Source organism: Natrinema sp. CBA1119, assembly GCF_002572525.1.
Taxonomy (GTDB): Archaea; Halobacteriota; Halobacteria; order Halobacteriales; family Natrialbaceae; genus Natrinema.
Map to the genome: position 1 here is coordinate 1,483,954 of NZ_PDBS01000001.1, position 24,035 is coordinate 1,507,988.

Here is a 24,035-nt window from a genome sequence, read left to right on the forward strand (position 1 = left end):
TCCCTTTTCCCTTCTCTCGCGCACGCTCGAGTATGTACGTCGGACGATTCGTCGTCGTCGGTCCCGAAGTCGGCGCGTACCGCGTCTCGTCGCGGTCGTTCCCGAACCGAGAGATAACCGCTCGAGACGAGGCGCTCACCGTCGGTCCCACCGAGGACGCCCCGGAAACGGACAACCCGTACGTCTCGTACAACTGTCTTCGAGTAGTCGAGACGCCGACGGGCGAGACGGCCGCCTTCGGCAACGGCTCGCACGTCGATCCGATCGCGGAGAAACTCGAGGTGGGCTATCCCGCCCGCGACGCGCTGGCGGAGAGCCTGCTGGCGCTGGACTACGAGAAGGATGACTACGACACGCCTCGAATCGCGGCGACGATCGGTGGCGACGGCGAGGCGCTGATCGGGACGGTTCGGAAAGACGCGCTGCTCGTCGAGACCGTCGACGAGCCGACGCTGGTTGCGACCTACGAGAAGAATGGCCCCGAACCGATCGATCTCGAGGCGGGGAGTGCCGAAGCGGCCGCGAGCGAGGTCTACGACCTCGAGTTCGAGCACGCGGTCTGTGCGGCCGGCGTGGCTCGGACCGATAGCGGGTTCGAGACGGCGATCGAGAACGGCGACTGATCGACGCGGAACGGAACTGCTCGAGGGTCGATTTCGGTCGTTCGATAGACGTGTGAATGGTGCAGTGGGTTCTGATGGGAATGCGTGTGAGGAAGTGCCCTGCTCTCGTGGCAACACGGAATCGCCACGCCCTCCCCAACCGATTTCTGCTCACGGGCGCGCAGCGCCCGTCTGCTCACGGCGGCTCCGCCGCCGTTCGCATGGTATGCGAGACCACCGGTCTCGCACTATTCGCATGGTTCGCGGGACCGGAGGTCCCGCGCTAACGCTCACTCCTTGCAGTCGTTCGCTCATCCCTCGCGCAATGTCGTCAGCCGCCCTCACTTTCGTTCGGTCGGCTTCAAGCGCGCGCCATCCGCACCCCGGTTTGCCAGCCCGAAGTAAAACGTAGTTTCACTCCATTGAACAGTTTCTGCGTCCCCTCCCGGCCAACCTACAAACACCTCGCGACTGTTATGTCCGAGCATGAAGGCCGGACTCATCTCGGACGTCCACGGCAACCGGGTCGCACTGGAGGCCGTCCTCGAGGACATGCCTCCGGTCGACCACCTCCTCTGTGCCGGCGACGTGGTCGGCTACAATCCCTGGCCGGCTGACTGCGTCGACGAGTTGCGAGCGCGGGACGTGCCGACGGTGATGGGAAATCACGACGCCGCCGTCGCCGGGGATGCACCCTTTCGGTTCAACGGGATGGCCCGTGCAGGCGTCGAATACGCCAAACGGGAGCTGTCGGACGATCAACTCGAGTGGCTCACCGACCTTCCGGACGAACGCCTCGCATGCGACGGGCGAGTGAAACTCGTCCACGGACATCCGGACGATCCCGACCGGTACACACGGTACACGTATCCGAGGGACTTCTCGCCGCGACTGCTCGGCGACGAGGATGTCCTGGTGCTCGGCCACACCCACGTGCAGGGCGTCGAACGGTTCGCGGAGGGGATCGTCGTCAATCCCGGCAGCGTCGGCCAGCCCCGCGACGGCGATCCGCGGGCGGGCTACGCGGTGCTCGACCTCGACGCGTTGACCGTCGAGACCCACCGCGTCGAGTACGACATCGATGCGGTACAGGAGGCAGTCGACGAAGCCGGATTGCCCGATCGAATCGGAACGCGGCTGGCTCGCGGCGAGTGAGCCGGGAAGGGACGGAAACGAATCCTTTTACACTGTCCCCACAGCTACGGTCGGATATGGTATTCACCGGCCCACCCGTGCGTACCGAGCGGAACCACCCTCGCGGCGCCGCGGGCCGGTGTTGTCGCTCACCCCGTCTAAGCGCAGTTCGACGGCGTCGTGTCGCGATCGCTCCGTCGGCTCTCGAGGTGAACGATGGTCCGACGAATTCGTGAGGACGTTCGCGCGATGGCCACGCGCGACCCCGCCGCGACGGGCTACCTCGAGGTCCTGCTCTGTTATCCCGGGCTGCACGCCGTCTGGGCGCACCTGCTGCTTCATCGGCTCTGGAACGCCGGTTTTCAACTCACCGCACGGCTGCTGTCCAACATCGTCCGCCTGCTAACCGGCGTCGAAATCCACCCGGGTGCGGAGATCGGCCGGCGAGTCACGATCGATCACGGAATGGGCGTGGTGATCGGCGAAACCGCCGAGATCGGTGACAACGTCCACATGTACCACGGCGTCACGCTCGGCGGCGACACGAACGAACCGGTCAAGCGCCATCCGACGGTCGAGGAGGGCGCACAGCTCGGTGCCAACGCGACACTCCTAGGGGACATCACGATCGGCGAGGACGCGGCCGTCGGCGCCGGCTCGGTCGTCACGAGCGACGTCGAGCCGGGCGCGACTGTCGTCGGCGTTCCCGCGGATCGAGTCGAGTGATCGACACCAGTCGAGAGCGCCGGATTATCGCTGTTGTTCGCTGCTCACTGCACCGTCCGCACCCGCCGGCTTCTTGACGCCGAAACGCCCGCCTCGATTTTTCCAGGAGGACAACGAGACGAAACTTCATGCGTCGGTTACCCACGCGTCTCACCATCCCGCGATGATCGATACGACTGGCGACGGCCTCACCGACGCTCAACAGCTCGAGGGCTGGGAGATCGAAGTCGTCGACGATTCGTCCGAGGCCCAGGAGTTGATGGAAGTCGCCGTCGATCCCGACGACCCCCGTGACGCCTCGTCGTTCTTCTCGACTCGAGATGTCTCCGCCGATCCGTTACTCGACGATACCGACGGCGAAGGTCTCCCCGACGCCGTCGAGTTCGAACTCGGAACGGATCCCGAGCAGATCGACACGACTAGCTTCGGTGACATCGCCCTTACCGGCGACGGCATTCCCGACGACGAGGCCCTCGAGGATCCCGACAAAGACCCCACCATCTTCAGTACGTCACCACCGGAAATCTACCTGAAGGATTTCGATAGCCACTGGACACTGGGTAAGTGGGGGGATGCGAGCGAGATGGGATCGAACTACCGGACTGCGAGTACGACCGCCCCGGTTACGAGTTCGTCTTCGAAATCTGCGTCGAGGACCCACACGGAGTGAGCTACGTCGAACTCGAACAGACGGGAGTAACGGAGTTCTCTGACACGTATTCCACCCAGTACGGCATCGAACCAACCGAAGTCGAAGAGAAGATCGACTTCTATGCCGAAGGCGAAAAAGTCCTCTCGGACTTCCGCGGCGCCAATACCGTAGTCACGGCCGAAGACAAATACGGAAATCGCGGTTCGACAACGGTCGCCAGCAAACGATCGATCGGCGGCCACCTGGCCGGAGAATTCGACTGGGCAGACCAGAGCGACCTCGGTACGTTCTCGGGGTTCACGCACGCCGCCGCGGAACTCCCGGATTTCGTTCGCTTGCTCTTCAACGATCCCCGGGAGATCGGCGAGGCAATCGCCGAATTCAGCCAAGAGTACGTGACGGTGCAGCAAGATCCCACCAGACACGAGAGCCAACTCTGGATGGAGATGGTTCGCGGGATGGCCGCGGATACCCACCGCACGCAAGACACGGACAACCCTCATCGTACACCGGAAGACACTGCGAGTGAAGCCGCCGAGTACTGTCTCGAACAGTACGCCGACTCCTCCCGCTCGTCGTCGGACTACTGTCAGTTCGCCTCGGGCTGGTACCAGGGCTACAGCACCTATCTCGTCCTCGAGACGGTCGTCGGGTCCAAGGGGACGCTGAAAGGCGTCTCGAGTACGGGCGATCTCCGGAAAGCGCTCGACGACGCCGGCGACGTCATCGATTCGGGGGCGGGTCTCAGACGGGTCGATACGATCAACACGAAGACCGGGAAAGTCACTCACCGAATCGTCGCAGACGGCGGTAGTCCGGACATCGATGCACCGGCCGTTCGTCGCCAGCTTCGAGAGGAGCACGGGATGGAAACTGCCGGGAGTATCGACCACGCGCTCGGTCAACTCGAGGGGCTACGCCACCTCGAGGACCTCTCCTCGAGCGAGCAGGCAGCGCTGGCGGCGCGGCTCTCGCGGAGTTCCGACTCGAGTGTGGCACGTACGTTCGTCACCGAGTTAGACGACGTTCGGTACCTCCTCGAGAAGACAAACGTCGCCAACACCACATGGGCAGAAACGTATTGCGATACGAAGGGGCCGACAACCCGAATCAGCGGCTTCCGGAAGCAAAGAAAGTCGTCATCAAAACCAGTTCAATCGCCGAAGAGAGCATTCAGACTGGCGAAGAACTGTTGGACCGAATCGAAGCACGTAATCCCGAACTGACCGATCACAGCGACATTCATCTACTACGCTCAAACATCGATGAAGCCAGAGCGGTCGCCAATCGAATCTAACGAAAGACACCTCTATCGAGTCGGACCTTACGGTATAGAGACAGTATCGAGGGGGGTCTCGGCGACCGTAACGCTCACACCAGCGGCGCGACCAGTTCCTCGCCGGCCTCGAGTAGTTCCTGGACCCGATCCTCGTCCGATGCCTCGGCGTAGACCCGCAGGACGGGTTCGGTCCCACTCGGACGAACGAGCAACCACGAGCCGTCGGCCAGTTGCAGTTTGAAGCCGTCAGCCGTGTTGACGCCCTCGATGTCGGTCCCCGCGACCGCGTCGGGAATCTCGGCCTCGAGCGCCGCGAGAACCCGTTCTTTCTCGTCGTCGGGACAGGCCACGCTGATCTTGTCCTGAACGACCGTCCCGTGTTCGGAGAGCAGCCGATCGACCCGCTCGTCCAACGGTTCCGCGGCGTGCATCGCACTCGCAAGCAGCGCCATGAGGACGCCATCCTTCTCGCGGACGTGCCCGCGGACGGTGAACCCGCCGGACTCCTCGCCCCCGACGAGGGCGTCGTGTTCGCCCATCGCCTCGGCGACCCACTTGAAGCCGACCGGGACCTCGTGGACGGTCTCGCCGTGGGCCTCCGCGACCCGGTCGATCAGGTAGGTCGTCGAGACGGTCCGGACGACCGAGCCCGACTCCGTCTCGAGCAGGTAGTCGTAGAGCGCGCCGAAAAACAGGTTCTCGTCGAGATAGCCGCGTTCGGGCGTGACAACGGCGATACGGTCGGCGTCGCCGTCGTTGGCGATCCCGAGGTCGACATCGCTTTCGTCGTCCGTCACGGCCGCGATCAGGTCCCCAAGGTTCTCTGCGGCGGGTTCGGGCGAGCCACCGCCGAACTCGGGGTCGCGCTCGCAACGAGAGCGCTCGAGGGAGGCCCCGGCGCGCTCGAGCAGGGCGTCGGTCGTATCGCGACCGCTGCCGTGCATCGCGTCGTAGGCGACGGTCAGCTCCGAGAGATCAGTGGTACCAGTGATCGACTCGACCAGCTCGAGGGCGGTATCGGCGTGAGGTTCGGCGAAGTCGACCTCGCGTGCCGTCCCGTGTTCGTCCTCGGGAAGCGACTCGGGCTCAGCGAGTCGCTCCGCGATGGCGTCGGTGACGGCGGGCAGGGCCGGCGCGCCGTCCTCGGGAATGAACTTGACGCCGTTGTACTCCGGCGGATTGTGCGAGGCCGTAATGACCAACCCACCCGCAAGGTCGCGGTCGACGATCGCGTAGGCGACGAGCGGCGTCGGCCGATCCCGGTCGGCGAGCAACACGTCGAACCCGTTCGCACACAGCACTCGCGACAGCTCCTCGGCAAACCCGCGCGAGGTCTCCCGGGCGTCGTACCCGATCGCGACCGGCCCCGCTATCCCCTCGTCGGTTAGATAGGTGGCGACCGCCTGCCCCACCATCCGAACCCGCGGGGCCGTGAACTCCTCGAGCGTCGCCCGCCAGCCGTCGGTGCCGAAACTGATCGTCTCCATGGTGCGGTGGTCGACAGCCGGTGCGAAAAAAGCGACGGCACGGGCCGGCGAGCGCGACTCGCGACGACCGGAATCGAACGAGGGGGCCGGGTCAGGCGTCGACGTCGGCGAGGCGCTGTTCGAAGAGCCGTTCGCCGGTCTCCTCGCAGGTGACCGCGACGACCTCGTGTGACGTACAGCAGGATTCGACGACCTCCTCGCCCATCCGCACGTCGCCGCCGGACGGACAGGTCTCGAGGAACATCCGGAGGCCGTTGAGCACCTCGCCTCTCGTCTCGGGGGGGTAAGTAGCCCAGTCAGAAACCCACGGCTCGAGGGCGCGGCTCGCCGCGATATCGGCCAGCAAGGCGGCCCGCGAGGGCCAGCGACCCGCGGCACCGGACTGGGAGCGCAGCGACCACGACTCGCTCTGTTCGTTGAGCTCGAACTCGTCGGGATCAGCGTCGAAGCCGAACGCGTCGACGGCCGCCGCGGCGTCGATGCCCGACTCGTCGAGGGCGTCGATTTCGTCGAACCAGTCCGCCTCGAAGTCGGCGGTGAGACAGAGGTCGTCCCGATCGTCACAGGGCTCGAGGATATCGTGCTCGAGGAACAGCGTCTCGAGATCGACGGGGGTCGGTTCCTCCTCGGGTGCAGTCGATTCGCCGGCGGTGGCGCCAGCGTCGTCGGTGTCGAGTGCCTCGGCCTCGTCGAAGCTGGTCACGTCCCCGGTGTCGGCCGCGGGGTCGACGCCTCCGAGACCGCTGGCTACGTCCGGTTCGGGTTCCTTGCCGAACCAGCGCAGGACTTCGGGCGGGAGATATCGCTTGGTGAGCGCCGGCGTTCCGGGGACGAGATATCCCCGAAGATAGATCAATGCCACCGAAACGCCGACGGCGAGGAGACCGCCGAGGCGGGATTTCCGCGCGATGACGGAACCGAGTACCGCCGCGATGACCAGATTCAGGACGGTGCACGGTTCGCATCGGTTCTCACCGGTGTATTCGGGCTGTCTGAGATCGTCGACGACATCGATTTGCATCTCGAGAGAACGATTATTCTCTCGACACATCTATTTTTCGGATAGTGTGTTCGGGATAATAGGGAAGACGGGGATGCGCTCACGGCTTCGGGAGCGCCAAAGCGTTGCCCGGCGACTGGAAGAGCAACGAACCGCTGGCTACCGACCGCCTCGAGCGGCCGGTTCTCAATCGAGGCCGACGAGACGTTCCTTCGCCGCGCGGCGCAGTTGCTTGATCTCGTACTCGCGGGACATCGCGGCCGACTTCGAGTCGAACCGCTCGTGGTAGCGGAGTTCGACCGGCGTTCGTCCGCGAGTGTACTTCGCTCCCTCGCCGGCATCGTGTTCGGCGACGCGGCGCTCGAGGTCGGTCGTGTAGCCGGTGTAGAGCGATCCGTCGGCACACTCGAGTACGTAGACGACGTGATCGGCCATCGCTCGTGGCCAGGCGGGGGAGCGTAAAAAGCGTCCGGTCCGGTGGGGGCGCGTGGTCGTTGCTCGTGTGGTCGTCGATCGCGATGGTCAGGTGCCGCGAGCGCGCTCTTTCGCGGCTTCCGCGATTCCAGCGTTGGCCGAACAGCTCACACACGCGTGGATCTCGCCGTGTTCGTCGGCGAAGACGCGTGCGAACCGTTCGGAGACGTGCGCGCCGCAGTGGTCACACTTGGGCATTGGTCACACCGGCCGAAGCCGGTACTCGAACGTACCGGGTGAACGGTTAAATATCCTTCCCCATACACTGTGTGAGTTTTCGGTAGTGGAAACTATTTTTCCGTAACTAGGTGTGCATGTCAGTCACGAGCGGCATCAATCGCCCGTGCAATCAGGGTCGCCTGGGCCCCGGCGACGAACCCCGCGTCGATGTTGACGACCGACAGCACGGTACACGACTGGAGCATCCCGGCGAGCGCCGCCTCGCCGTCCCCGGCGTGACCGTAGCCGCTCGAGACCGGAACGCCGATGACCGGGGTGTCGACGAGGCCGGCGACGACGGTCGGTAGCGCCCCCTCCCGGCCGGCAGCGATGACCAACACGTCCGCCTCGCGGAATCGATCGAGCTGGTCGAGCGTCCGGGTAAGCGCTGCGACGCCGATATCGTCGACCCGGTCGACCGTCGCACCGGCGTCCAGACAGACGAGTTCCGCCTCGTCGGCGACCGGTCCATCGACAGTCCCACCGGTCGCGATCCCGACCGTCGCGTCGAGCGACGGCGGGTCGTACGCCGGCGTCGTTACTCGGACCGCCCCGCTTCGCCGGTCGATCGTCGCCGCCGGAACTGTCTCGTCGAGGTGGGCTTCGAGTCGCTCGAACTGTTCGTCGGAGACGCGCGTGAGCAGCGCCCGCCCCGTCGTCTCGAGCGCGGTTTCAGCCAGTGCAACGATCTGTGTGGTGGTCTTCCCCGTTGCGAAAATCGCCTCCGGGACCCCGCGACGCCGGTCGCGGGCCGCATCGAATCGGCCCGCCTCGCCGATGACGTATCCTCTGAGTTCGGCTTCGGCTGCCGCCGGCGACAGCGAGCCGTCGGCGACGGCCTCGAGCAGTTCACGCATACTCGCCCTCCGCGACCGACGTACTCGAATCCGTCGGCCCGGTCTCGAGACGGAACGGGACCGGCGGTCCCCCAGTCGCTGAACGTGCGCGCGAGCCCCGGAGGGCCGCGCGCGAGCCGGATCCACCGGTTCGAGAGCGGCGAAAACCGGCTCCGCCACTCATCAAACATATACTTTCCGGTGGATCGGGTCGTCGAAACGGGCGAATCAACCGCTGCAACCCCCGTATTTCCGTCGCTAAGCAGAATCCTTATATGGGGTAATGCGAAACGAATACATCGTATGGCAGACCTTATCGTCAAAGCCGCCGTTAAGGAAGCGCTCGATGACAAAAACGTCGCCTCGGATTTCTACGACGCACTCGACGAGGAAGTCTCGGAACTGCTCGACGACGCCGCCCGCCGCGCAGAGGCGAACGACCGGAAGACGGTCCAGCCCCGCGACCTGTAAGGCGCGCTATCTGAGCGATTTTTTGCGGACGCAAACCGACGTAGCGTAGCCGCCGAACCGATCGCCGGGCCGGTCTCCGTTCGGTTACCTTCGGCTCGCCGGCTCGAGTTTTTTGCCCCCCGACGTGGTACGAGCGGGACATGCTACGGAGACTCTTGATCGCCTTCGGACTCGTCGAGATCGTCATGCCGGAGCCAATCATCGAAATCTGCGAGCGGATCGGCCTGCGAAACCCCGCTGCGACCCAGCGGCGACCGCTGGCGCTGACGGGCGCTCGACTCGAGGGACTGCTCTTCGTCTGGCTGCTCGGCCGCGGTCGCGAGGGATCGACGCTGGTCACTGCGGGACTTGGACTCGCCGGGCTGGCGCTCGTGCTCGTCCCGCGACCGATCATCACGCTCAGTCAGCACTTCGTCTACGCCAACACCGACGACCTCGAGGTACGGCCCTGGGTGAAGCCCGCGGCGCGCCTGCTCGGCGTGCTCTACCTGACCGTCACGCTGCTCTCCCGGAGCACGGGCGAGGGGACGACGAGCGACGAGACGCGCGACGAATCGGAGCAGTCGTCGCCTCGGCTTCGTCTCCGCTCGAGGTAACGGCTGAAACATCGATACGGAACCGATGCGAACTACGACACGAACACTGGAATGGGGTTCGGCCTGCTCGAGGTGATCGCGCCCGACCGGGTCATCGAATTCGGTGAACGACTCGCGTTCGAGGCCCCCGATCGGGGCGGATTACGACCGTGGACGGTCCCGATCGCGCGACTCGAGGGGCTGGCGTTCGTCTGGCTCCTCCACCGAGACGATGGGCTGCCGGCGGGCCTCGAGACGGGGATCGTCATCGGCGGCTGTCTCATGGCGTTGCTCCCGCGGACGGTCGTCGACTGGGGGCTTGGAGCGGCCTACGAAAACCCCGACGACCTCGAGCTGAAGGGCTGGGTGATACCTGCGACCCGTCTTCTCGGGGCCGTCTACCTGCTCGCCGTACTGTTCTCGCGGCCGGTCGATGCGCCACGCGACGCGGCGGGTGACTATCCGGAGCCGACGGAGTGAGAAACGGCTCAACAGCCCCCGCGTCAGTAGCGCCGTACCTCGACGCCCCCCTCGGTACCGACGTAGGTCGCGTCGGCCAGTCCGACGAACAGGCCGTGTTCCACGACGCCCGGAATTTTCGAAAGTCGCGTCGCCAGCGCGTCGGGATCGTCGATCGAGCCGAACGCGCAGTCGAGTAGCAGATTCCCGTTGTCGGTCACGACCGGGCCGTCCTTTCGCTCGGCGTCCCGGAGCGTCGGCTCGCCGTCCAGTTCCCGGATCCGCTCGGCGACGACCGTGTGGGCATCGGGACGGACTTCGAGTGGGACCGGCCGCTCGAGGCGATCGGTCAGCTTCGAGGGATCCGCGACGACGAGGAATCGGTCCGCGGCCGTATCGACGAGTTTCTCGCGCGCGTGTGCTCCACCGCCGCCCTTGATGAGCGCGCCGCGGGCCGGAGCATCGGGGTCGTCGACCACCTGATCCGCGCCGTCGATCGCGAGGTCGACGGCGTCGACCGCGTCGAGTTCCGTCAGCGGAATCCCGACCTCGAGGGCCAGTTCGCGGGACTGGAAGGAAGTCGGAATCCCGCGGATCTCGAGGCCGTCGTCGACGGCGCGACCGAGCGCCCGGATCGCGTGAGCGGTCGTCGAGCCGGTGCCGAGCCCGACGACGGATCCGGCTTCGGCTTCCTCGGCCGCACGTTCGCCGGCCCGTCGTTTCGCTGCGGTGGAGCCACCCTCCGTCTTCATGGCTATGCAAGCGAGCGGCGACGGGAAAAACGTTGTAGCTCGGCGGCGTCGATCAGAGGTCGACGCGGTCGAACCGCCAGAGCCCGAATCCGAGCGGGATGAGTGCCCAGATCGTCAGCAGGACGAAACCGAACCACGGCTCGGCGAGGAGCGGGAGCGTTCCGTCGGTCAATCCCGCGGTCTCGTAGGTGCTGGCAACCGTGAACTGATTGTCACTGAGCACGGCGGCGATCGCGGAGCCGTAGGCGGCGTCGGGCGTCAACGAGTTCATCGCGAGGAACCAGTCGGGAAACGTGTCGGGGAAGAACTCGCCTTCGATGACGTAGAGCAGCGCCTGCGCGAGGAAGCTCCAGAGGAACCAGAACAGCACGACCAGTCCGAACGCACCGATCGCGGCTTTGGTCGTCGACCGCGTCATCGAGGAGATTCCGACGCCGATACAGACGTAGACGAACCCGAACAGCACCGTCACCAGCGTGAAGGTGACGTAATCGACGATCGAGACCTGACCGATGAAGGCGACGAGTCCGATCAGGCCGACGCCGAAGCCGATCAGGATCGAGACGGCCACCACCGCCGTTCGACCGAGTACCTTCCCCAAGACGATGTCACGGCGACGGTGTGGCAGTCCGAGGAGGAACTTCAGACTCCCGCTCTCTCGCTCGCCGGCGATCGCGCCGTAGCCGACGACCAGGGCGATGACGGGCACGAGAAAGCTCGCCGGCGTCTGCAACGCGAGGATCAGATCGATCGTCGTGTCGCCGCCACCCGAGTCGAACAGCCCCGATAGCCGCGACGCGAGGAACGCGCCACCGGCGGTAAACAGAGCGAAGACGGCAATGAGACCGAGCAGCACGCGAGATCGCATGGCGTCGCGAAAATCCTTCTTCGCGACGACGATCGAACTCACTGTACCACCCCCGTACTACCGGCCGAATCGGACGTGTAAGCCATGAACAGGTCCTCGAGCGAGGACTCGTCGGTTTCGAAGTCCTCGACGGTCACGCCGTACTCCTCGATGGTGTGCAACACGGTCGTCTTCGCCCGGTCCTCGCAGGCGACGACGATGGTTCGGCCCTCGGGCGTCACCGACGAGACGCCGTCGACCGATTCGACCGCCTCGAGCGCGGCTGAGGAGTCGTCCGGGACGCGGTCGAGGATCACGCGAAGCCGGGTCTCGTTCGGCATGGCGTCGCGGAGCCCGTCGACGGTGTCTTCGGCGATCAGATCGCCGTCCCGGAGGATGCCGACGCGGTCGCAGACCGCTTCGACCTGACCGAGAACGTGCGAGGAGAAGAAGACGGTCGCGCCGCGGGCGTTCTCCTCGCGGATGATCTCGCGCATCTGTCGAGCGCCGTTGGGATCGAGTCCCGTCGACGGCTCGTCGAGGATCAGCAGGTCCGGCTCGCCGACCAGCGCCGTCGCGAGCATGAGCCGCTGGGCCATCCCCTTCGAGTAGCCGCCGGCCTTCCGATCGGCATCGTCGCTCGACAGTCCGACTCGCTCGATGAGTTCGTCGGGGTCGTCGTCGGCTCGTTTCGATTCGATCGCGAACTCGACGTGCTGACGGCCGGTCAGCCGGTCGTACAGTTCGGCCCCTTCGGGGAGGATGCCGGTCCGCTCGCGGATCTCGAGGCTGTCCGACTGGGCATCCAGGTCGAACACGCGCACCTCGCCCTGGGTCGGCCGAATGAAATCGAGCACGAGGTTGATCGTCGTCGACTTTCCCGCGCCGTTCGGGCCGAGGAAGCCGTAGATCTCGCCGCGTTCGACGGTGAGATCCAGTCCCTCGAGGGCCGTTTCGGTACCGTACCGCTTCGTCACATCCGAGATGTCGATGGAGGGCACTGTTTAAGTATCGTAGTTTTTCGAAGTACAAATAGGTTGTCTCATCAGCCCGGGAAGCGGCGACGCGAGAGGGCGTTCCGGTACCTGCACCCTCAGCCTTCGATGAACAGCGATGCGACTGACAGCCGGCCGTACTCGCCGCTGGTATCGCGGCGACCCGTCGTGCTGTCAATGGAAAGATCTTTAGTTAGTGTTTATTGTATATCACGTGGAGGACGATACAATGAACGAACGCACTCCGCGTCCCGTCGATCGAGTCGACATCGATCGACACCGATGGTCCCGCGTCCGAACGATCGACCGCTCGAGGCAGGTGAGATGATGCTGGAGCACGCCCTCCTCCCCTTACAGACCGACGCAGGCGACCTGATGATGTACTATCTCATCGGGGCGTTGGTCCTCCTCCTCATCACGATCGGCGTCGCCTACTGGGTTTACAAGGACGCCTCGAAGCGGGCGAACAACGAACTCTTGTGGACGATCGGCGTTGCCGGACTCCTCTTCCTCTTTCCACCGCTGGGGATTATCGCCCTCATCATCTACGTCGTTATCCGCAGTGACGTGACGAGCGGGGAACCGTCACAAGACGGAGCGGTCAGTAGCGAGTGGTAGGAACGTCGCCCGCAATTCGCGGTCAGTGACCGCTTTCGGGCCGCCGTTGCGCCGAACCTTTTTTGGAGCGTCCGTGGTCGAACGCGCATGGCGACTTCGGGCACGGCCGTCTCCCTTTCAAACGTCCGCAAGACCTATCGGATCGGCGAGCCGGTCCACGCCCTCGACGGCGTCTCCCTTGAGGTGCCACGGGGATCCTACACCGCGATCATGGGACCGAGTGGCTCCGGGAAATCGACGCTGATGAACCTCGTGGGCTGTCTCGATACGCCGACCGAGGGCACGGTCGTCGTGGGGGGTCGCGAGGTCGGGACGCTCGGCGACCGCGAACGGACCCGACTTCGGGGGACCGAAGTCGGCTTCGTCTTCCAGACGTTCAACCTGATGCCGCGGCTGAACGCCGTCGAGAACGTGGCGTTACCGCAGCTGTTCCAGAACGTCGGCCGCTCCGAGCGCCGCGAGCGTGCGCGCGACCTGCTCGAGCGCGTCGGCCTGGCCGATCGGGCCGACCACCTGCCGAACGAACTGTCGGGCGGTCAGCGCCAGCGGGTGGCGCTCGCCCGGGCGCTGGTCAACGACCCGGCGATCGTGTTGGCCGACGAGCCGTCGGGGAACCTCGATACCGCCACTGAAGCCGATATTCTGGACCTCTTCGACGAGTTCCACGGCGGCGGGACGACGATGATCGTCGTCACGCACGAGCGCCACGTCGCCGAGCGGGCCGATCGGATCGTCCACCTGCTCGACGGGAAAATCGAGCGGATCGAGGAACTCAAGGAAAGCGGCGAGTCGCGGATGGGACCGACGACTGACCGCGGATCGGGACGCGAGGGAAGGCGAAACGGCGGAGGCGACGCCGAATGAATCCGCTCGAGAGCCTCCGTCTCGCGTGGCGGTCGATCCGCGGCCATCGGCTCCGCTCGGCGCTGACGACGCTGGGGATCGTGATCGGCATCGCTGCGGTGATCACGTTCGTCACGCTGGGTGCGAGCCTGCAGGCCGGCGTGATCGGTGACATCAGTCCCGACGATCAGCGCAACGTCTACGGCTGGGCCGCCGAACCCGACACCGAGGGCGGCCCGCTGGCGGGTGCCCAACCCGTCTTCACGCCGGACGATCTCGCGGCGGTCGAGGACCGCGAGGCGGTCGAGGCGGCCTACGGCTACGCGACGATCCAGACGCAGGCGATCTCGAACGGCGAGGAGCAGGTCGCACAGGGTAACGGGTTGATCGCGTCGGGGCAGTCATATATCCGCGAGGAGCGACTGGTCGAGGGGAGGCAGTTCGAAATGAGGGAACGCGAAGCGGTGATCAACCCCGCGGCGGCGGGCCAGTTCGAGGAGAACGTCAGCGTCGGCGACAACCTGACCGTGACGATACTGGGGGGCCAAGAGACGACCCTCGAGGTGGTCGGCATCACCGACACCAGCGAGGGGCTGAGCCCGTTCGAGGGGTTCGAGTCCTCGCCGCGGATCTACGTGCCGACGGACCCCTACTACGCGGAACAGGCAGTCGGGCTGGGATTCGGGGGTGACGGTGAGAGTAACGGCGACGGCGGAGCCGAGAGCGACGGCAACGGGAGCGGTGGCAACGAGAGCAGTGGAAACGAGAGTGGCAGCAACGAAAGCGCCAGTAACGGGAGCGGTGACAACGGGGGCGACACGAGCAGCGACGCTCGGTTTTTGGCGATCATCATCGAGGCCGAATCGGCCGACCAGTCCGATATCGATGCCGCCCGCGAGAGCGCGACCAGCTACCTCGAGAGCGACGCCTCCGACGCGAGCGAGCTCCTGGGCGACGACCTCGAGGTGCAGTTCCGGACGAGTACGGAACTGCTCGGCCAGCTTCAGGACGTGCTGGATCTCCTGCGGAACTTCATCGTCGGCATCGCGGCCATCTCCCTGCTCGTCGGCTCGATCGGGATCGCGAACATCATGCTCGTCAGCGTCACCGAGCGGACCCGCGAGATCGGGATCATGAAAGCCGTCGGCGCGCAGAATCGCGACGTGCTCGGGCTGTTCCTGACCGAATCGGTGATTCTGGGCGTGATCGGCGCTATCCTGGGAACGGGACTGGGGCTCGTCGGCGGCTATCTCGGAGCGCAGTACGTCGATCTCCCGCTGGTCTACCCCCTCGAGTACGTCGCGATCGCCATCGCCGTGGGGATACTCGTCGGGGTCCTCGCGGGGCTGTATCCGGCCTGGCGGGCCGCGCGAACGGATCCGATCGACGCGCTCAGGTACGAGTGACGAACGGGACTCGAGGGCCTATTTCGGCTCTCGCTCGGAGCCGCGGTCGCGATCCCCGTCCGCGTATCGATCGTCCTGGCGTCGGCTCGAGTCGCCGCCCTCGAGCGCGGAGTCGGACTCGTGGCCGAACTCGCGGTCTCGAGTCGCCGTCGAATCGGACGTGCGAGATCCGTCCGCCGAGTTCGTTTCGAATCCGACCGTTTCCCGGGTTCGGCGGTGGCTGTCGGGATACTCCCGCGCGAGGTACGCCCCCAGATACCCGCCGAGCAGCGACAGCCCGACGGTGTAGAGGAGGATGAAGGCCCCGACGCCAAGGATCACGAGCGCGAACAGGGCGACCCCTTCGACGGGGACGCCACCGGCGAGTCCGAGGCTCAGAAAGCCGAAGAGGAGGAACCCGATCCCCGCGATGGGGAGGAACGCGATCGCTCCGGCCAGCGCGCCCGCGACCGCGCCCGCTCGTTCGTCCGGTCCCTCGAGGAATCCCGCGACGGCCCCGCCGAGGACGGGCGAGAAGGGGATAAACGAGAGGACGACGCCGATGATAGCGCCGATACCCGCGTTGACGATCGTTCGGCTCCGAACCATACCGAACCAAAGGGTAGCAGAGAGAAAAGTGTCGGTGGTCAAACGGTGTCTGCCGTCGGTGCGCGAATCGTGTCGGGAGACGGTCTCAGTCGTCGGCGTTCGAACTCGGCTCTTCGAACGTCGTCTCCGTCTCTCCGGGATCGGTCGACGGCTCCTCGGGCCCCTCTTCCATGAGTTCGGTGAACGTGGCGTCGCTGTCGGCGACCTCGTCGGCGAGCAGATCGACGGCTTCCACGAAGACGGCAACGATCAGCGGACCGACGACGACGCCGATCGCGCCGAGGGTGAAGAGCCCGCCAGTGAAGCCCACGAAGTAGAGGCTGCCGGAAAAGCCGGCCGACCGTCTGGCGAGTCGCGGGCGGACGGCGACATCGGGGAGCCAGGCGATGAGACCGAGGCCGAGTACGCCGATCAGCGTCGCCGCGACGAGGTCGCCGACAGCGACGTGATAAAGCGTGATCGGAACGACGAGCATGCTCGGGCCGATGATCGGAACGAACTGTAAGACCGCGGCGGCGATCGCCAGCGTCATCGCCGCCTCGTAGCCCAGGGCCCAGAACAACGGGTATGCGACGGCGAGTGTCGCAAGCGATGTCGCCAGCTGCAGGACGTAGATGGCGTACAGCGTCTCGCGGGCTCGTCGTGCGAGCGCGTAGACGATATCCCGATAGTCGTGTGGAACCGGTGCGATGGCGGCCCGGCCCGCCTCACTGCCCTTGAGTAGCAGTCCGAACAGAAGCACAACGAATAGCGCGAACTTTATCGCGAGCACCGGCAGCTCCAGCGCGAACGAGGTCGCGGCCCCGCTGAGGAAGTCGAGGACGGAAGACTGTACTTGACCGGCTTCGATCGCATACGTCATCCCGAAAACGGACACCGACGGCTCCCGCGGCAGCGACGCGACGAGGTCGACGACCTGCTCGAGTCGAACGTAGAGCGCGATGACCAACGGTGAGAAAACGGCGACCGCGCTTACGAAGCCGATCAGGGTCGCCGCGAGCGCGCCGGTCCACTCGGTGAGCCCGCGTCTGACGAGCCAGCCTTGGACCGGCATGAGGACGTACGCGACGGTGAGGGCGAAGAGGATGGTTCCGAGTACCTCGAGCAGAATAGCGCCGGTCACGACGCCGAGCGCGACGACGACTCCTGCGAGTACGTACGGACGGCGTCTGTCCGCGCGCGCATTCTGTGTCGACATTCCCGTCACAGCCGTGACTATCACCCGGCGGACAAAGTCTTTCGGCTCAAGCGATCCCGTCGAAGCGGACCGTCGACCGATCAAGAGCCTTAAGACAACCCAGTGCAACCACCGGGTAATGAAACGACGAACGTTCGTCGGCGCAGTCGGTGGGAGCGCCGTCGCCGGCATCGCCGGCTGTTTGACTCGCGACGGAGAGAACGGCGACCCCGCCAACGACGGCGATCCCGAGCCGGACGATCTGGACCTCGAAGGGGAGTTGCAGGTCGCGACGTACGAGACGATGGTCGACGGCGAGGGCACGGCCGGCCCGTGGCTCAAGGAGGCGTTTGAGAAGGAATACCCCGACGCCGAACTGACGTGGACCGTTCCGAACAACGCCATCAACGACTACATCGATCGCGAACGGCAGAACGCCGACATCGATGCCGACGTCTATCTCGGAGCGAACGTCGACGACCTCGTCCGAATCGATGATACCCTCGACGACGGCGGCCTCCTCCGCAAGCTCAACGTCGACCGGATCGACAACGCCGAGCGGATCCGCGACGGGCTCGAGATGGGCGACCCTCACGGGCGGGTCCTCCCCTACGACACTGGCTACATCTGTCTGGTCTACGACGAAACCGTCGTCGACGAACCCGAGACGCTCGACGACCTGACCGAACCGGCCTACGAGGACGCGTTGCTCGCCCAGAACGCCCAGAGTGCGGACTCGGGACAGGCCTTTCTGCTGTGGACGATCGACGCCTACGGCGAGGACGGATATCTCGACTACTGGCGCGCTCTCGACGAGAACGGCGTTCGTATCCTCGACAGCTGGGATGAGTCCTATACCGCCTCCTACATGAACGGAGAACGGCCGATGGTCGTCTCCTACTCGACCGATCAGGTGTTCGCCAACGAGTACGACTACGATATGAGCCGTCACCAGATCGCGTTCCCGAACGATCAGGGGTACGCCAACCCCGAGGGGATGGGGATCTTCGAGGGCACGTCCGAACTCGATCTCGCATACGAATTCCTCAACTTCGCCCTCTCGAGCGAGTCTCAGGCCGTCATCGCCCAGCGCAACGTCCAGTTCCCGGCCGTCGAATCGGAGTACGTCGACCTCGACGAGGAGTTCGACCAGTACGCACACGTGCCGCCGGAGGCGGTGACGATCGGCTACGACGACCTCCGGGGCAACCTCAACGGCTGGGTCGAAGACTGGGCGCGCGAATTCGCCGGCCAGTAGGCCCGTGTCTCGACCGGAACGGTCCGAGCGGGGAGCCGGACTTCGACGGCGATCCGCCACCGCTCGCCGCTGGCTCGAGCGCCGCGCGCTCGCCCTGACGGCGCTCGCGACAGCTGCCGTCCTCGCCGTCATGCTCTACTTCCCGGTCGGCGTCGTCTTCGTCAACGCCGTCTTCGACGACGGCACAGCGACCCTCGCGTTCTTCCGCGCGGTCCTCACCGACCCGTTCTATTTCGGGGTGCTCGCGGACGTTTTCGCAGAGCCGCTGGCGGTGAGAACGCACCTCGAGTCGCTCGTCGGCTGGCTGACGGCCGTCTCGATCACGGTGTCGCTCGAGTACCCGCTCCCCGGAATTCCGCTGCCGGTACCGTGGCCGAGTTTCGAGCTCCCGGCGTTTCGCAAGGGGTTGTTCGGCTTTACGGCCTATCAGGCCGCGCTGTCGACGATCGCGAGTCTCGCCCTGGGACTACCCGCCGCGTACGTCCTCGCGAACTACGAGTTCCGCGGTCGACGGACGCTGCGCTCGCTGACGATCCTCCCCTTCGTCCTGCCGGGAATCATGGTCGCCGTCGGCTTCTACGCGATGTTCGGACGGACGGGGACGCTCAACCAGCTCCTCGCGATCGGCGGACTCGGGCCGTTCCCGTTCATCGAGTGGAACCCGCTCGCGATCGTGATCGTCGCTCACGCGTTCTACAACGCGCCGCTGGTGGCCCGCGTCACCGTCGCCGCCTGGGAGTCCGTCGACGTTCGGGCCGGCGAAACCGCTCGCAGTCTCGGGGCGAGTCCCCGCCGGGCGTTTCGCGACATCGTCGTGCCGCAGCTCCTGCCGGCCGTCATGACCGGCGCGCTGTTGACCTTCATCTTCACGTTCATGACGTTCCCCATCGTCCTCGCGCTGGGCGGCCTGCAGCTCGCGACCGTCGAGGTCTGGATCTACGATCGCGTTCGACAGCTCGCCTACGCCGAGGCCGCGACGCTCGCGATCCTCGAGACGGTGCTCTCGCTCGCCCTGACCTACGCCTACCTCCGGTACGAGTCCGCTCGATCCGGGCTGGCTCGAGGGGCCACTGCACCCTCTCGAACCCCGCTCTTTCCGGATCTCCGGACGGCGCTCTCACCGCGCAGACTGGCGATCATCGGGTATGGACTCGTCACCGTCGTCGTCTTCGTGGGCCCGATGGCGAGTCTCGTCCTGGGGAGCGTGACCGACGGAAGCGGGTTCACGCTTCGCCACTACGCGTTCCTGCTCGAGCGCCAGCTCGAGGGAGCCGACTACCAGACGCTGCCGTGGATCGCGATCCGGAACTCGCTCGTCTTCGGGGTCGCGACGTTGGTCGTCGCCGTGCCGATGGGCGTGGTCGTCTCGGTGGTGACGGTCCGCGCGGGCCGGGGCGGAGCGATCGTCGATACCCTGGCGATGCTCCCGCTGGCGGTCAGCGGCGTCGTCTTCGGAATCGGCCTGCTACAGGGCCTCGTCTTCGGCATTCCGCTGCCCGGCGGCTGGCGATTCCAGGTGACGGGCGCGGTCGCGATCGTCGCCGCCCACGCCGTCGCGGCCTATCCCTTCGTCACGCGCAACGTCTCGCCGCTGCTCGCGAATCTCGATCCCGCAATGGTCGAGTCCGCTCGAGCGCTCGGAGCCTCCCGATATCGTGCGCTCCGAGACGTCGAGCTCCCGCTGGTGGCCAGCGGCATCGTCGCCGGAGCCGCCTTCGCCTTCGCTATCTCGATCGGGGAGTTCTCTTCGACGGTGATTTTGGCCAGCGGCAGCGAGGCGTACACCATGCCCGTCGCCGTCGAGCGCTATCTCGGTCGCCGCTCCGGCCCCGCGATCGCCATGGGGACGGTGCTGTTGGGCGTCACGGCCGCGAGCTTCGTCGTCGTCGACCGCGTCGGCGGGAGGTTCGAGCGATGACCGGCCTCCGCCTCGAGAACGTTTCGAAGGTCTACGGTGCGGACGATACCGGAACCGTCGCGCTCGAGGGCGTCGATCTGACGGTTCGCGACGGGGAGTTCTTCACCCTCGTCGGCCCCTCCGGGTGCGGAAAGACGACCACGCTGCGGACGATCGCCGGATTCGAGGAGCCGACCGAGGGAACCGTCCGCTTCGACGGTCGGGAGATGGCGGGCGTCCCGCCCGAACAACGGGATGTCGGCGTCGTCTTCCAGAGCTACGCGCTGTTTCCACACATGAACGTCTCCGAAAACGTCGGCTACGGCCTCCAGTTTCGTGAGCCGCCCGACGGACTGTCGGTCGACGAACGCGTCGCCGAACTACTCGAGCTGGTCGATCTCGAGGGGATGGGTGACCGAAGCCCCGACCAACTGTCCGGGGGCCAGCAACAGCGGGTGGCACTGGCTCGAGCGCTCGCGCCGGCTCCGGATCTGCTCGTGCTCGACGAGCCGATGAGCGCGCTCGACGCCCAGCTCCGGGAGTCGCTGCGCCGACAGATCAAACGGATTCAGTCCGACCTCGAGATCACGACCGTCTACGTCACCCACGATCAGGCGGAGGCGCTGGCGATCTCGGATCGGCTCGCGGTCATGAACGGCGGCCGCGTCGAGCAGGTCGGCCGACCGCAGGAGATCTATCGCGAACCCGAAACGCGGTTCGTCGCGGAGTTCGTCGGCGACAACAACGTCTTCGACGGCGAGGTCCGGAGCCGCGAGGGCGAGTACGCGCGGGTCGAGGTCGACGGCGAGCGGTTCGCGCTGCCCGCGCCCGACGGAACCGATCGGTTCGCCTTCTGCGTGCGGCCAGGCGCGCTCTCGCAGTCCGCGGAGCGAAACCGGCTGACGGTAAGCGTCGAGACCAGCGAATTTCTCGGCGAAACCGTCCGCGTCAACGGTCGATGGAACGGTGGGCGGATCGTCCTCCGACTTCCCACGGTTCCCGACCGCGACGAACTGACGGTCGGGTTCGACCCCGACGACGCACACGTCGTCGATTCGCATTGAGAACCGTCGTCGGTCGTCTCGGCCGCCGCGGAAAATCGTCTCGGCCGGCCCGGAACACGCAAGCGGCCCTCTTTCACGACAGTCGTGGTACCACTCCGCATGAGAGTTACTCGACAGCTCCGGATCGGCCTCGAGCAGAGCGAGGTAGCGGTCGGCACCGAGTTCGCCGTCCGCGTCCGCGATAACCGACGACGGCCCGTCGAGGGAGCCGTCGTTACGACCGAAACGAAGTCGGTACGGACGGACGAGCGGGGGCTGTGTCGGCTGCGGTTCGATTCGCCCGGGTTCTGGAAACTCACGGCGGCGAAATCTCCAAGCGACCGCGTGGCGTACAACCCTGCCTCAGCGCTCGTTCGAGTGGTGCCGAACGCGGCCGCACTCCGTCCGTATCGACCCGCAATCTCTCGGTGACGGCTCCGTGAGCGGTCCCGTCTGCAGACGGACGGTAGTGGCTGCCACAGTGTTATCCCGCCAGCGACCGTATCCGATCCGATGGCAGACTCCAAAGACAGCCGAGACAAGCAGGCCGACGACGCGGAGAAGCGCCAGCGCGAACAGGAACTGGACGAAGCACTCGAGCGCGGCGACGAGGACGAACCGACGGACGAGGACGAAGCCGAACTGGACGATTCCGAGCTGGCTGACGAAGAGTCTACCGAGGAGAGCGGCGAGGCCGAGGAGTGAGAGTCGCTACGTGAGGCCCCAGAAGAACGCGATTCCGAAGACGGTGACGACGGAGAGCAGCAACTGCAGCGGTGCGCCGACCCGGACGAAGTCCATGAACTTGTAGCCGCCCGGCCCGTAGACGAAGAGGTTCGTCTGATAGCCGACGGGCGTGAGGAACGCGGTCGAGGCCGCGAACGTCACCGCCAGCACGAACGCGAACGGGTTCGCGCCGATCTGGGTCGCGGTCTCGACGGCCACCGGGAGCATCAACACGACGCTCGCGTTGTTCGAGATGACGCCCGTAATGAGGCCCGTCGCGAGATAGAACACCCACAACACGCCGATGGCCGGGAGGTAGGCACCGGTCGAGGCGACGAGGGTTCCCAGGAGATCCGCCCCGCCGGTCTGCTCCAGGGCGATCCCGAGCGGGATGATGCCGGCCAAGAGGAAGATCACGTCCCACTCGACGGCGTCGTAGATCTCGGTCGGTTTGAGGACGCCCGTCGCGACCATCGCGACGACCCCCGCGAGCGCGGTCACGAGGATCGGCAGGGAAAAGGCGGCAAGTCCCTCGAACGCGCCGACGCCGGTCGCGCCGGCGAGCGCAGCGCCGACCGAGCCCCACGGAACGGCGACGAAGCCGACGACACCCGCCATGATCGCCGCCGCGTGGGGGATCTTCTCGGTCCGGTAATCGGGTTCCTCGGGTTCGTGTGCGACGATGAAGTCGTCGTTTTTCGACAGTCGATCGATGCTGTCCGGAGCCGCCTGAACTAACAGCGTGTCGCCCACTCGGATCCGGCGCTCGTCCATGTCGCTCCGAACCGTCTCGCCCCGGCTTCGGAAGGCGAGTACGGTCGCGTCGTAGCGCTGGCGAAACGTCGAGCTCTCGAGCGACTCGCCGACGAGGAACGAGCCCCGGGGGACGACGATCTCGACGAGGGTCCGGTCGGGGACCGCCTCGGGCTCTAAGTCGTCGGCGGTCTCGGGGCTACCGGCGAGCGTCAGCGTCCCCCGATCGACGAGTTGCTGAACGGTCGGTCGGTCGGCCCGCAGCCGGAGCATGTCACCCGATCGGAGCGTCTTCTGGCCGATCGGTTCGATGAACTCCTCGTCGTCGCGGACGACCTGCAGGATGTCGGCGTCGAACTCGACGTGGTCGATGGCGTCGGCGACGGTCGTCCCGATCAGCGGCGAGTCTTCATCGACGACGACTTCGGTCAGGTACTCCTCGATGGCATAGTCCTGGACGTAGTCCTCCTCGACGGGGACGCGCTCGGGTAACAGTCGGTGGCCGATGGTCATGAGATAGATACTGCCGACGAGCAGGACGATGATTCCGAGCTTGGTGAACTCGAACATCGAGAACGGCTGCCCGAGCAGCCGTTCGGAGACGTCGCTCGCGAGGATGTTCGTCGAGGTGCCGATAAGCGTGAGCATCCCGCCGAACATCGAGGCGTATGAGAGGGGGATCAGGAGTTTCGAGGGCGATGTCTTCCCCTTGTGAGCGATATCGGAGATGACGGGAACGAGGATTGCGACGACCGGCGTGTTGTTGATGAAGCCGGAGATCGGGCCGCTGACGCCGATCGTCGCCAGTAGCTGTTTGTCGAGGTCGTCGCCCGCGAACGCGGACATCTTCCGCCCGAGTATCTGGACGACCCCCGTCTGACTGATCCCCGAACTGAGAATGAGCATCGCCAGCACGGTGATCGTCGCCGAGTTCGAGAAGCCCGACGTCCCCTCTGCCGTCGAAATTTCGGTGAAGTTCACGACGCCGTCGGCTCCCAACACCATCAGCAACACCATAATCAGAATGGCGGTCACGTCGACCGGGAGCAGTTCAGTAACGAACAACACGAGCGCGAGACCGATGATCCCAAAGACGACCAGCATCTCGGGCGTTACTGCCAGCGAACTCGAGTCGGCAGCCAGTGGGGCAATGCCAGTCTCGAGTGGAAGCAGTCCGGACACAGTTGACGGTCCCACTTCTCTGGCGCTGGCGCTTGA

27 protein-coding genes are annotated in these 24,035 nt (G+C 65.6%); 16 read left to right on the forward strand and 11 right to left on the reverse strand.

Features of this window, described 5'->3' with window-relative positions; translation table 11 throughout:
- Positions 1-32 precede the first annotated feature (32 nt).
- From CP556_RS07265 to CP556_RS07285, 5 genes are all read left to right on the forward strand, one after another.
- Positions 33-623 (forward strand): IMP cyclohydrolase, encoded by a 591-nt coding sequence (locus tag CP556_RS07265; protein ID WP_098725006.1) that lies wholly within the window; start codon positions 33-35, stop codon positions 621-623.
- Between the two features lie 465 nt (positions 624-1,088).
- Positions 1,089-1,757 (forward strand): metallophosphoesterase family protein, encoded by a 669-nt coding sequence (locus CP556_RS07270; protein ID WP_098725007.1) that lies wholly within the window; start codon positions 1,089-1,091, stop codon positions 1,755-1,757.
- Between the two features lie 195 nt (positions 1,758-1,952).
- Positions 1,953-2,462 carry a serine O-acetyltransferase gene (gene cysE / locus CP556_RS07275; protein WP_098725008.1) on the forward strand — a complete coding sequence of 170 codons (510 nt, stop codon included), beginning with the start codon at positions 1,953-1,955 and terminating at the stop codon, positions 2,460-2,462.
- Between the two features lie 163 nt (positions 2,463-2,625).
- Entirely contained in the window at positions 2,626-3,132 is a 507-nt protein-coding gene (locus CP556_RS07280) for a hypothetical protein (RefSeq protein ID WP_098725009.1), read from the forward strand.
- Positions 3,027-4,340 carry a hypothetical protein gene (locus CP556_RS07285; protein WP_141551645.1) on the forward strand — a complete coding sequence of 438 codons (1,314 nt, stop codon included), beginning with the start codon at positions 3,027-3,029 and terminating at the stop codon, positions 4,338-4,340. The genes CP556_RS07280 and CP556_RS07285 overlap by 106 nt, the downstream gene beginning before the upstream one ends.
- A 145-nt stretch (positions 4,341-4,485) precedes the next feature.
- On the opposite strand, the gene CP556_RS07290 is transcribed toward CP556_RS07285, so the two are convergent.
- The 5 genes from CP556_RS07290 to larB all read right to left on the reverse strand — a co-directional run bounded on the left by CP556_RS07290 (position 4,486) and on the right by larB (position 8,430).
- Positions 4,486-5,880 carry a phosphoglucomutase/phosphomannomutase family protein gene (locus CP556_RS07290; RefSeq protein WP_098725011.1) on the reverse strand — a complete coding sequence of 465 codons (1,395 nt, stop codon included), beginning with the start codon at positions 5,878-5,880 and terminating at the stop codon, positions 4,486-4,488.
- Positions 5,881-5,971: 91 nt separating this feature from the next.
- Entirely contained in the window at positions 5,972-6,901 is a 930-nt protein-coding gene (locus CP556_RS07295; protein WP_176548147.1) for a DUF8054 domain-containing protein, read from the reverse strand.
- Positions 6,902-7,066: 165 nt separating this feature from the next.
- A complete protein-coding gene (locus CP556_RS07300) occupies positions 7,067-7,315 on the reverse strand; it encodes a GIY-YIG nuclease family protein (RefSeq protein ID WP_098725013.1) in 249 nt (82 codons plus the stop codon).
- A gap of 87 nt (positions 7,316-7,402) precedes the next feature.
- Entirely contained in the window at positions 7,403-7,552 is a 150-nt protein-coding gene (locus CP556_RS25885) for a DUF7563 family protein (RefSeq protein WP_006184973.1), read from the reverse strand.
- Between the two features lie 119 nt (positions 7,553-7,671).
- The gene (gene larB / locus CP556_RS07305; protein WP_098725014.1) at positions 7,672-8,430 is read right to left on the reverse strand and encodes a nickel pincer cofactor biosynthesis protein LarB; all 759 of its coding nucleotides are present in this window, start codon (positions 8,428-8,430) and stop codon (positions 7,672-7,674) included.
- Positions 8,431-8,712: 282 nt separating this feature from the next.
- Between larB and CP556_RS07310 the strand changes: the two genes are divergently transcribed.
- The 3 genes from CP556_RS07310 to CP556_RS07320 all read left to right on the forward strand — a co-directional run bounded on the left by CP556_RS07310 (position 8,713) and on the right by CP556_RS07320 (position 9,935).
- Complete coding sequence (locus CP556_RS07310) at positions 8,713-8,880, forward strand: DUF1931 family protein (RefSeq protein WP_008013450.1); 168 nt, start codon at positions 8,713-8,715, stop codon at positions 8,878-8,880.
- A gap of 140 nt (positions 8,881-9,020) precedes the next feature.
- A complete protein-coding gene (locus CP556_RS07315; RefSeq protein ID WP_098725015.1) occupies positions 9,021-9,476 on the forward strand; it encodes a hypothetical protein in 456 nt (151 codons plus the stop codon).
- Between the two features lie 51 nt (positions 9,477-9,527).
- Positions 9,528-9,935: a hypothetical protein gene (locus tag CP556_RS07320; protein WP_098725016.1), complete on the forward strand. Its 408-nt coding sequence runs from the start codon at positions 9,528-9,530 to the stop codon at positions 9,933-9,935.
- A gap of 23 nt (positions 9,936-9,958) precedes the next feature.
- Here the strand turns inward: CP556_RS07320 and rpiA are convergent, their stop codons facing one another.
- Genes rpiA through CP556_RS07335 form a run of 3 tightly spaced genes read right to left on the reverse strand, consistent with a single transcriptional unit; the run spans position 9,959 to position 12,514 of the window.
- Complete coding sequence (gene rpiA / locus CP556_RS07325) at positions 9,959-10,666, reverse strand: ribose-5-phosphate isomerase RpiA (protein ID WP_098725017.1); 708 nt, start codon at positions 10,664-10,666, stop codon at positions 9,959-9,961.
- Positions 10,667-10,718: 52 nt separating this feature from the next.
- The gene (locus tag CP556_RS07330; RefSeq protein WP_098725018.1) at positions 10,719-11,576 is read right to left on the reverse strand and encodes an ABC transporter permease; all 858 of its coding nucleotides are present in this window, start codon (positions 11,574-11,576) and stop codon (positions 10,719-10,721) included.
- Positions 11,573-12,514: an ABC transporter ATP-binding protein gene (locus CP556_RS07335; RefSeq protein ID WP_098725019.1), complete on the reverse strand. Its 942-nt coding sequence runs from the start codon at positions 12,512-12,514 to the stop codon at positions 11,573-11,575. Before CP556_RS07335 ends, CP556_RS07330 begins: the two co-directional genes overlap by 4 nt.
- A 276-nt stretch (positions 12,515-12,790) precedes the next feature.
- Between CP556_RS07335 and CP556_RS07340 the strand changes: the two genes are divergently transcribed.
- The 3 genes from CP556_RS07340 (at position 12,791) to CP556_RS07350 (ending at position 15,375) form a co-directional block, all read left to right on the forward strand.
- Positions 12,791-13,126: a Sec62 family protein translocation protein gene (locus tag CP556_RS07340; RefSeq protein ID WP_255291423.1), complete on the forward strand. Its 336-nt coding sequence runs from the start codon at positions 12,791-12,793 to the stop codon at positions 13,124-13,126.
- Between the two features lie 87 nt (positions 13,127-13,213).
- Complete coding sequence (locus CP556_RS07345) at positions 13,214-13,990, forward strand: ABC transporter ATP-binding protein (RefSeq protein WP_255291424.1); 777 nt, start codon at positions 13,214-13,216, stop codon at positions 13,988-13,990.
- Positions 13,987-15,375, forward strand: coding sequence for an ABC transporter permease (locus CP556_RS07350; RefSeq protein ID WP_098725020.1), 1,389 nt, complete (start codon positions 13,987-13,989; stop codon positions 15,373-15,375). The genes CP556_RS07345 and CP556_RS07350 overlap by 4 nt, the downstream gene beginning before the upstream one ends.
- Positions 15,376-15,393: 18 nt before the next feature.
- Here the strand turns inward: CP556_RS07350 and CP556_RS07355 are convergent, their stop codons facing one another.
- Positions 15,394-15,963, reverse strand: a complete 570-nt coding sequence (locus tag CP556_RS07355; RefSeq protein WP_098725021.1) for a DUF5518 domain-containing protein — start codon at positions 15,961-15,963, stop codon at positions 15,394-15,396.
- An 85-nt stretch (positions 15,964-16,048) separates the two neighbouring features.
- Positions 16,049-17,161: an AI-2E family transporter gene (locus CP556_RS07360; RefSeq protein ID WP_098725022.1), complete on the reverse strand. Its 1,113-nt coding sequence runs from the start codon at positions 17,159-17,161 to the stop codon at positions 16,049-16,051.
- 118 nt (positions 17,162-17,279) lie between these two features.
- Between CP556_RS07360 and CP556_RS07365 the strand changes: the two genes are divergently transcribed.
- The 5 genes from CP556_RS07365 to CP556_RS07385 all read left to right on the forward strand — a co-directional run bounded on the left by CP556_RS07365 (position 17,280) and on the right by CP556_RS07385 (position 22,043).
- Entirely contained in the window at positions 17,280-18,398 is a 1,119-nt protein-coding gene (locus CP556_RS07365) for a thiamine ABC transporter substrate-binding protein (protein ID WP_098725023.1), read from the forward strand.
- 4 nt (positions 18,399-18,402) lie between these two features.
- Positions 18,403-20,316, forward strand: a complete 1,914-nt coding sequence (locus CP556_RS07370) for an ABC transporter permease (protein ID WP_098725024.1) — start codon at positions 18,403-18,405, stop codon at positions 20,314-20,316.
- Positions 20,313-21,359, forward strand: coding sequence for an ABC transporter ATP-binding protein (locus CP556_RS07375; protein WP_098725025.1), 1,047 nt, complete (start codon positions 20,313-20,315; stop codon positions 21,357-21,359). Before CP556_RS07370 ends, CP556_RS07375 begins: the two co-directional genes overlap by 4 nt.
- 99 nt (positions 21,360-21,458) lie before the next feature.
- Entirely contained in the window at positions 21,459-21,770 is a 312-nt protein-coding gene (locus CP556_RS07380) for a hypothetical protein (protein WP_098725026.1), read from the forward strand.
- A gap of 81 nt (positions 21,771-21,851) precedes the next feature.
- Positions 21,852-22,043 carry a hypothetical protein gene (locus CP556_RS07385; RefSeq protein ID WP_098725027.1) on the forward strand — a complete coding sequence of 64 codons (192 nt, stop codon included), beginning with the start codon at positions 21,852-21,854 and terminating at the stop codon, positions 22,041-22,043.
- A 6-nt stretch (positions 22,044-22,049) separates the two neighbouring features.
- Here CP556_RS07385 and CP556_RS07390 read toward each other — a convergent pair whose 3' ends face one another.
- A complete protein-coding gene (locus CP556_RS07390) occupies positions 22,050-23,921 on the reverse strand; it encodes an SLC13 family permease (protein ID WP_098725028.1) in 1,872 nt (623 codons plus the stop codon).
- Positions 23,922-24,035 lie beyond the last annotated feature (114 nt).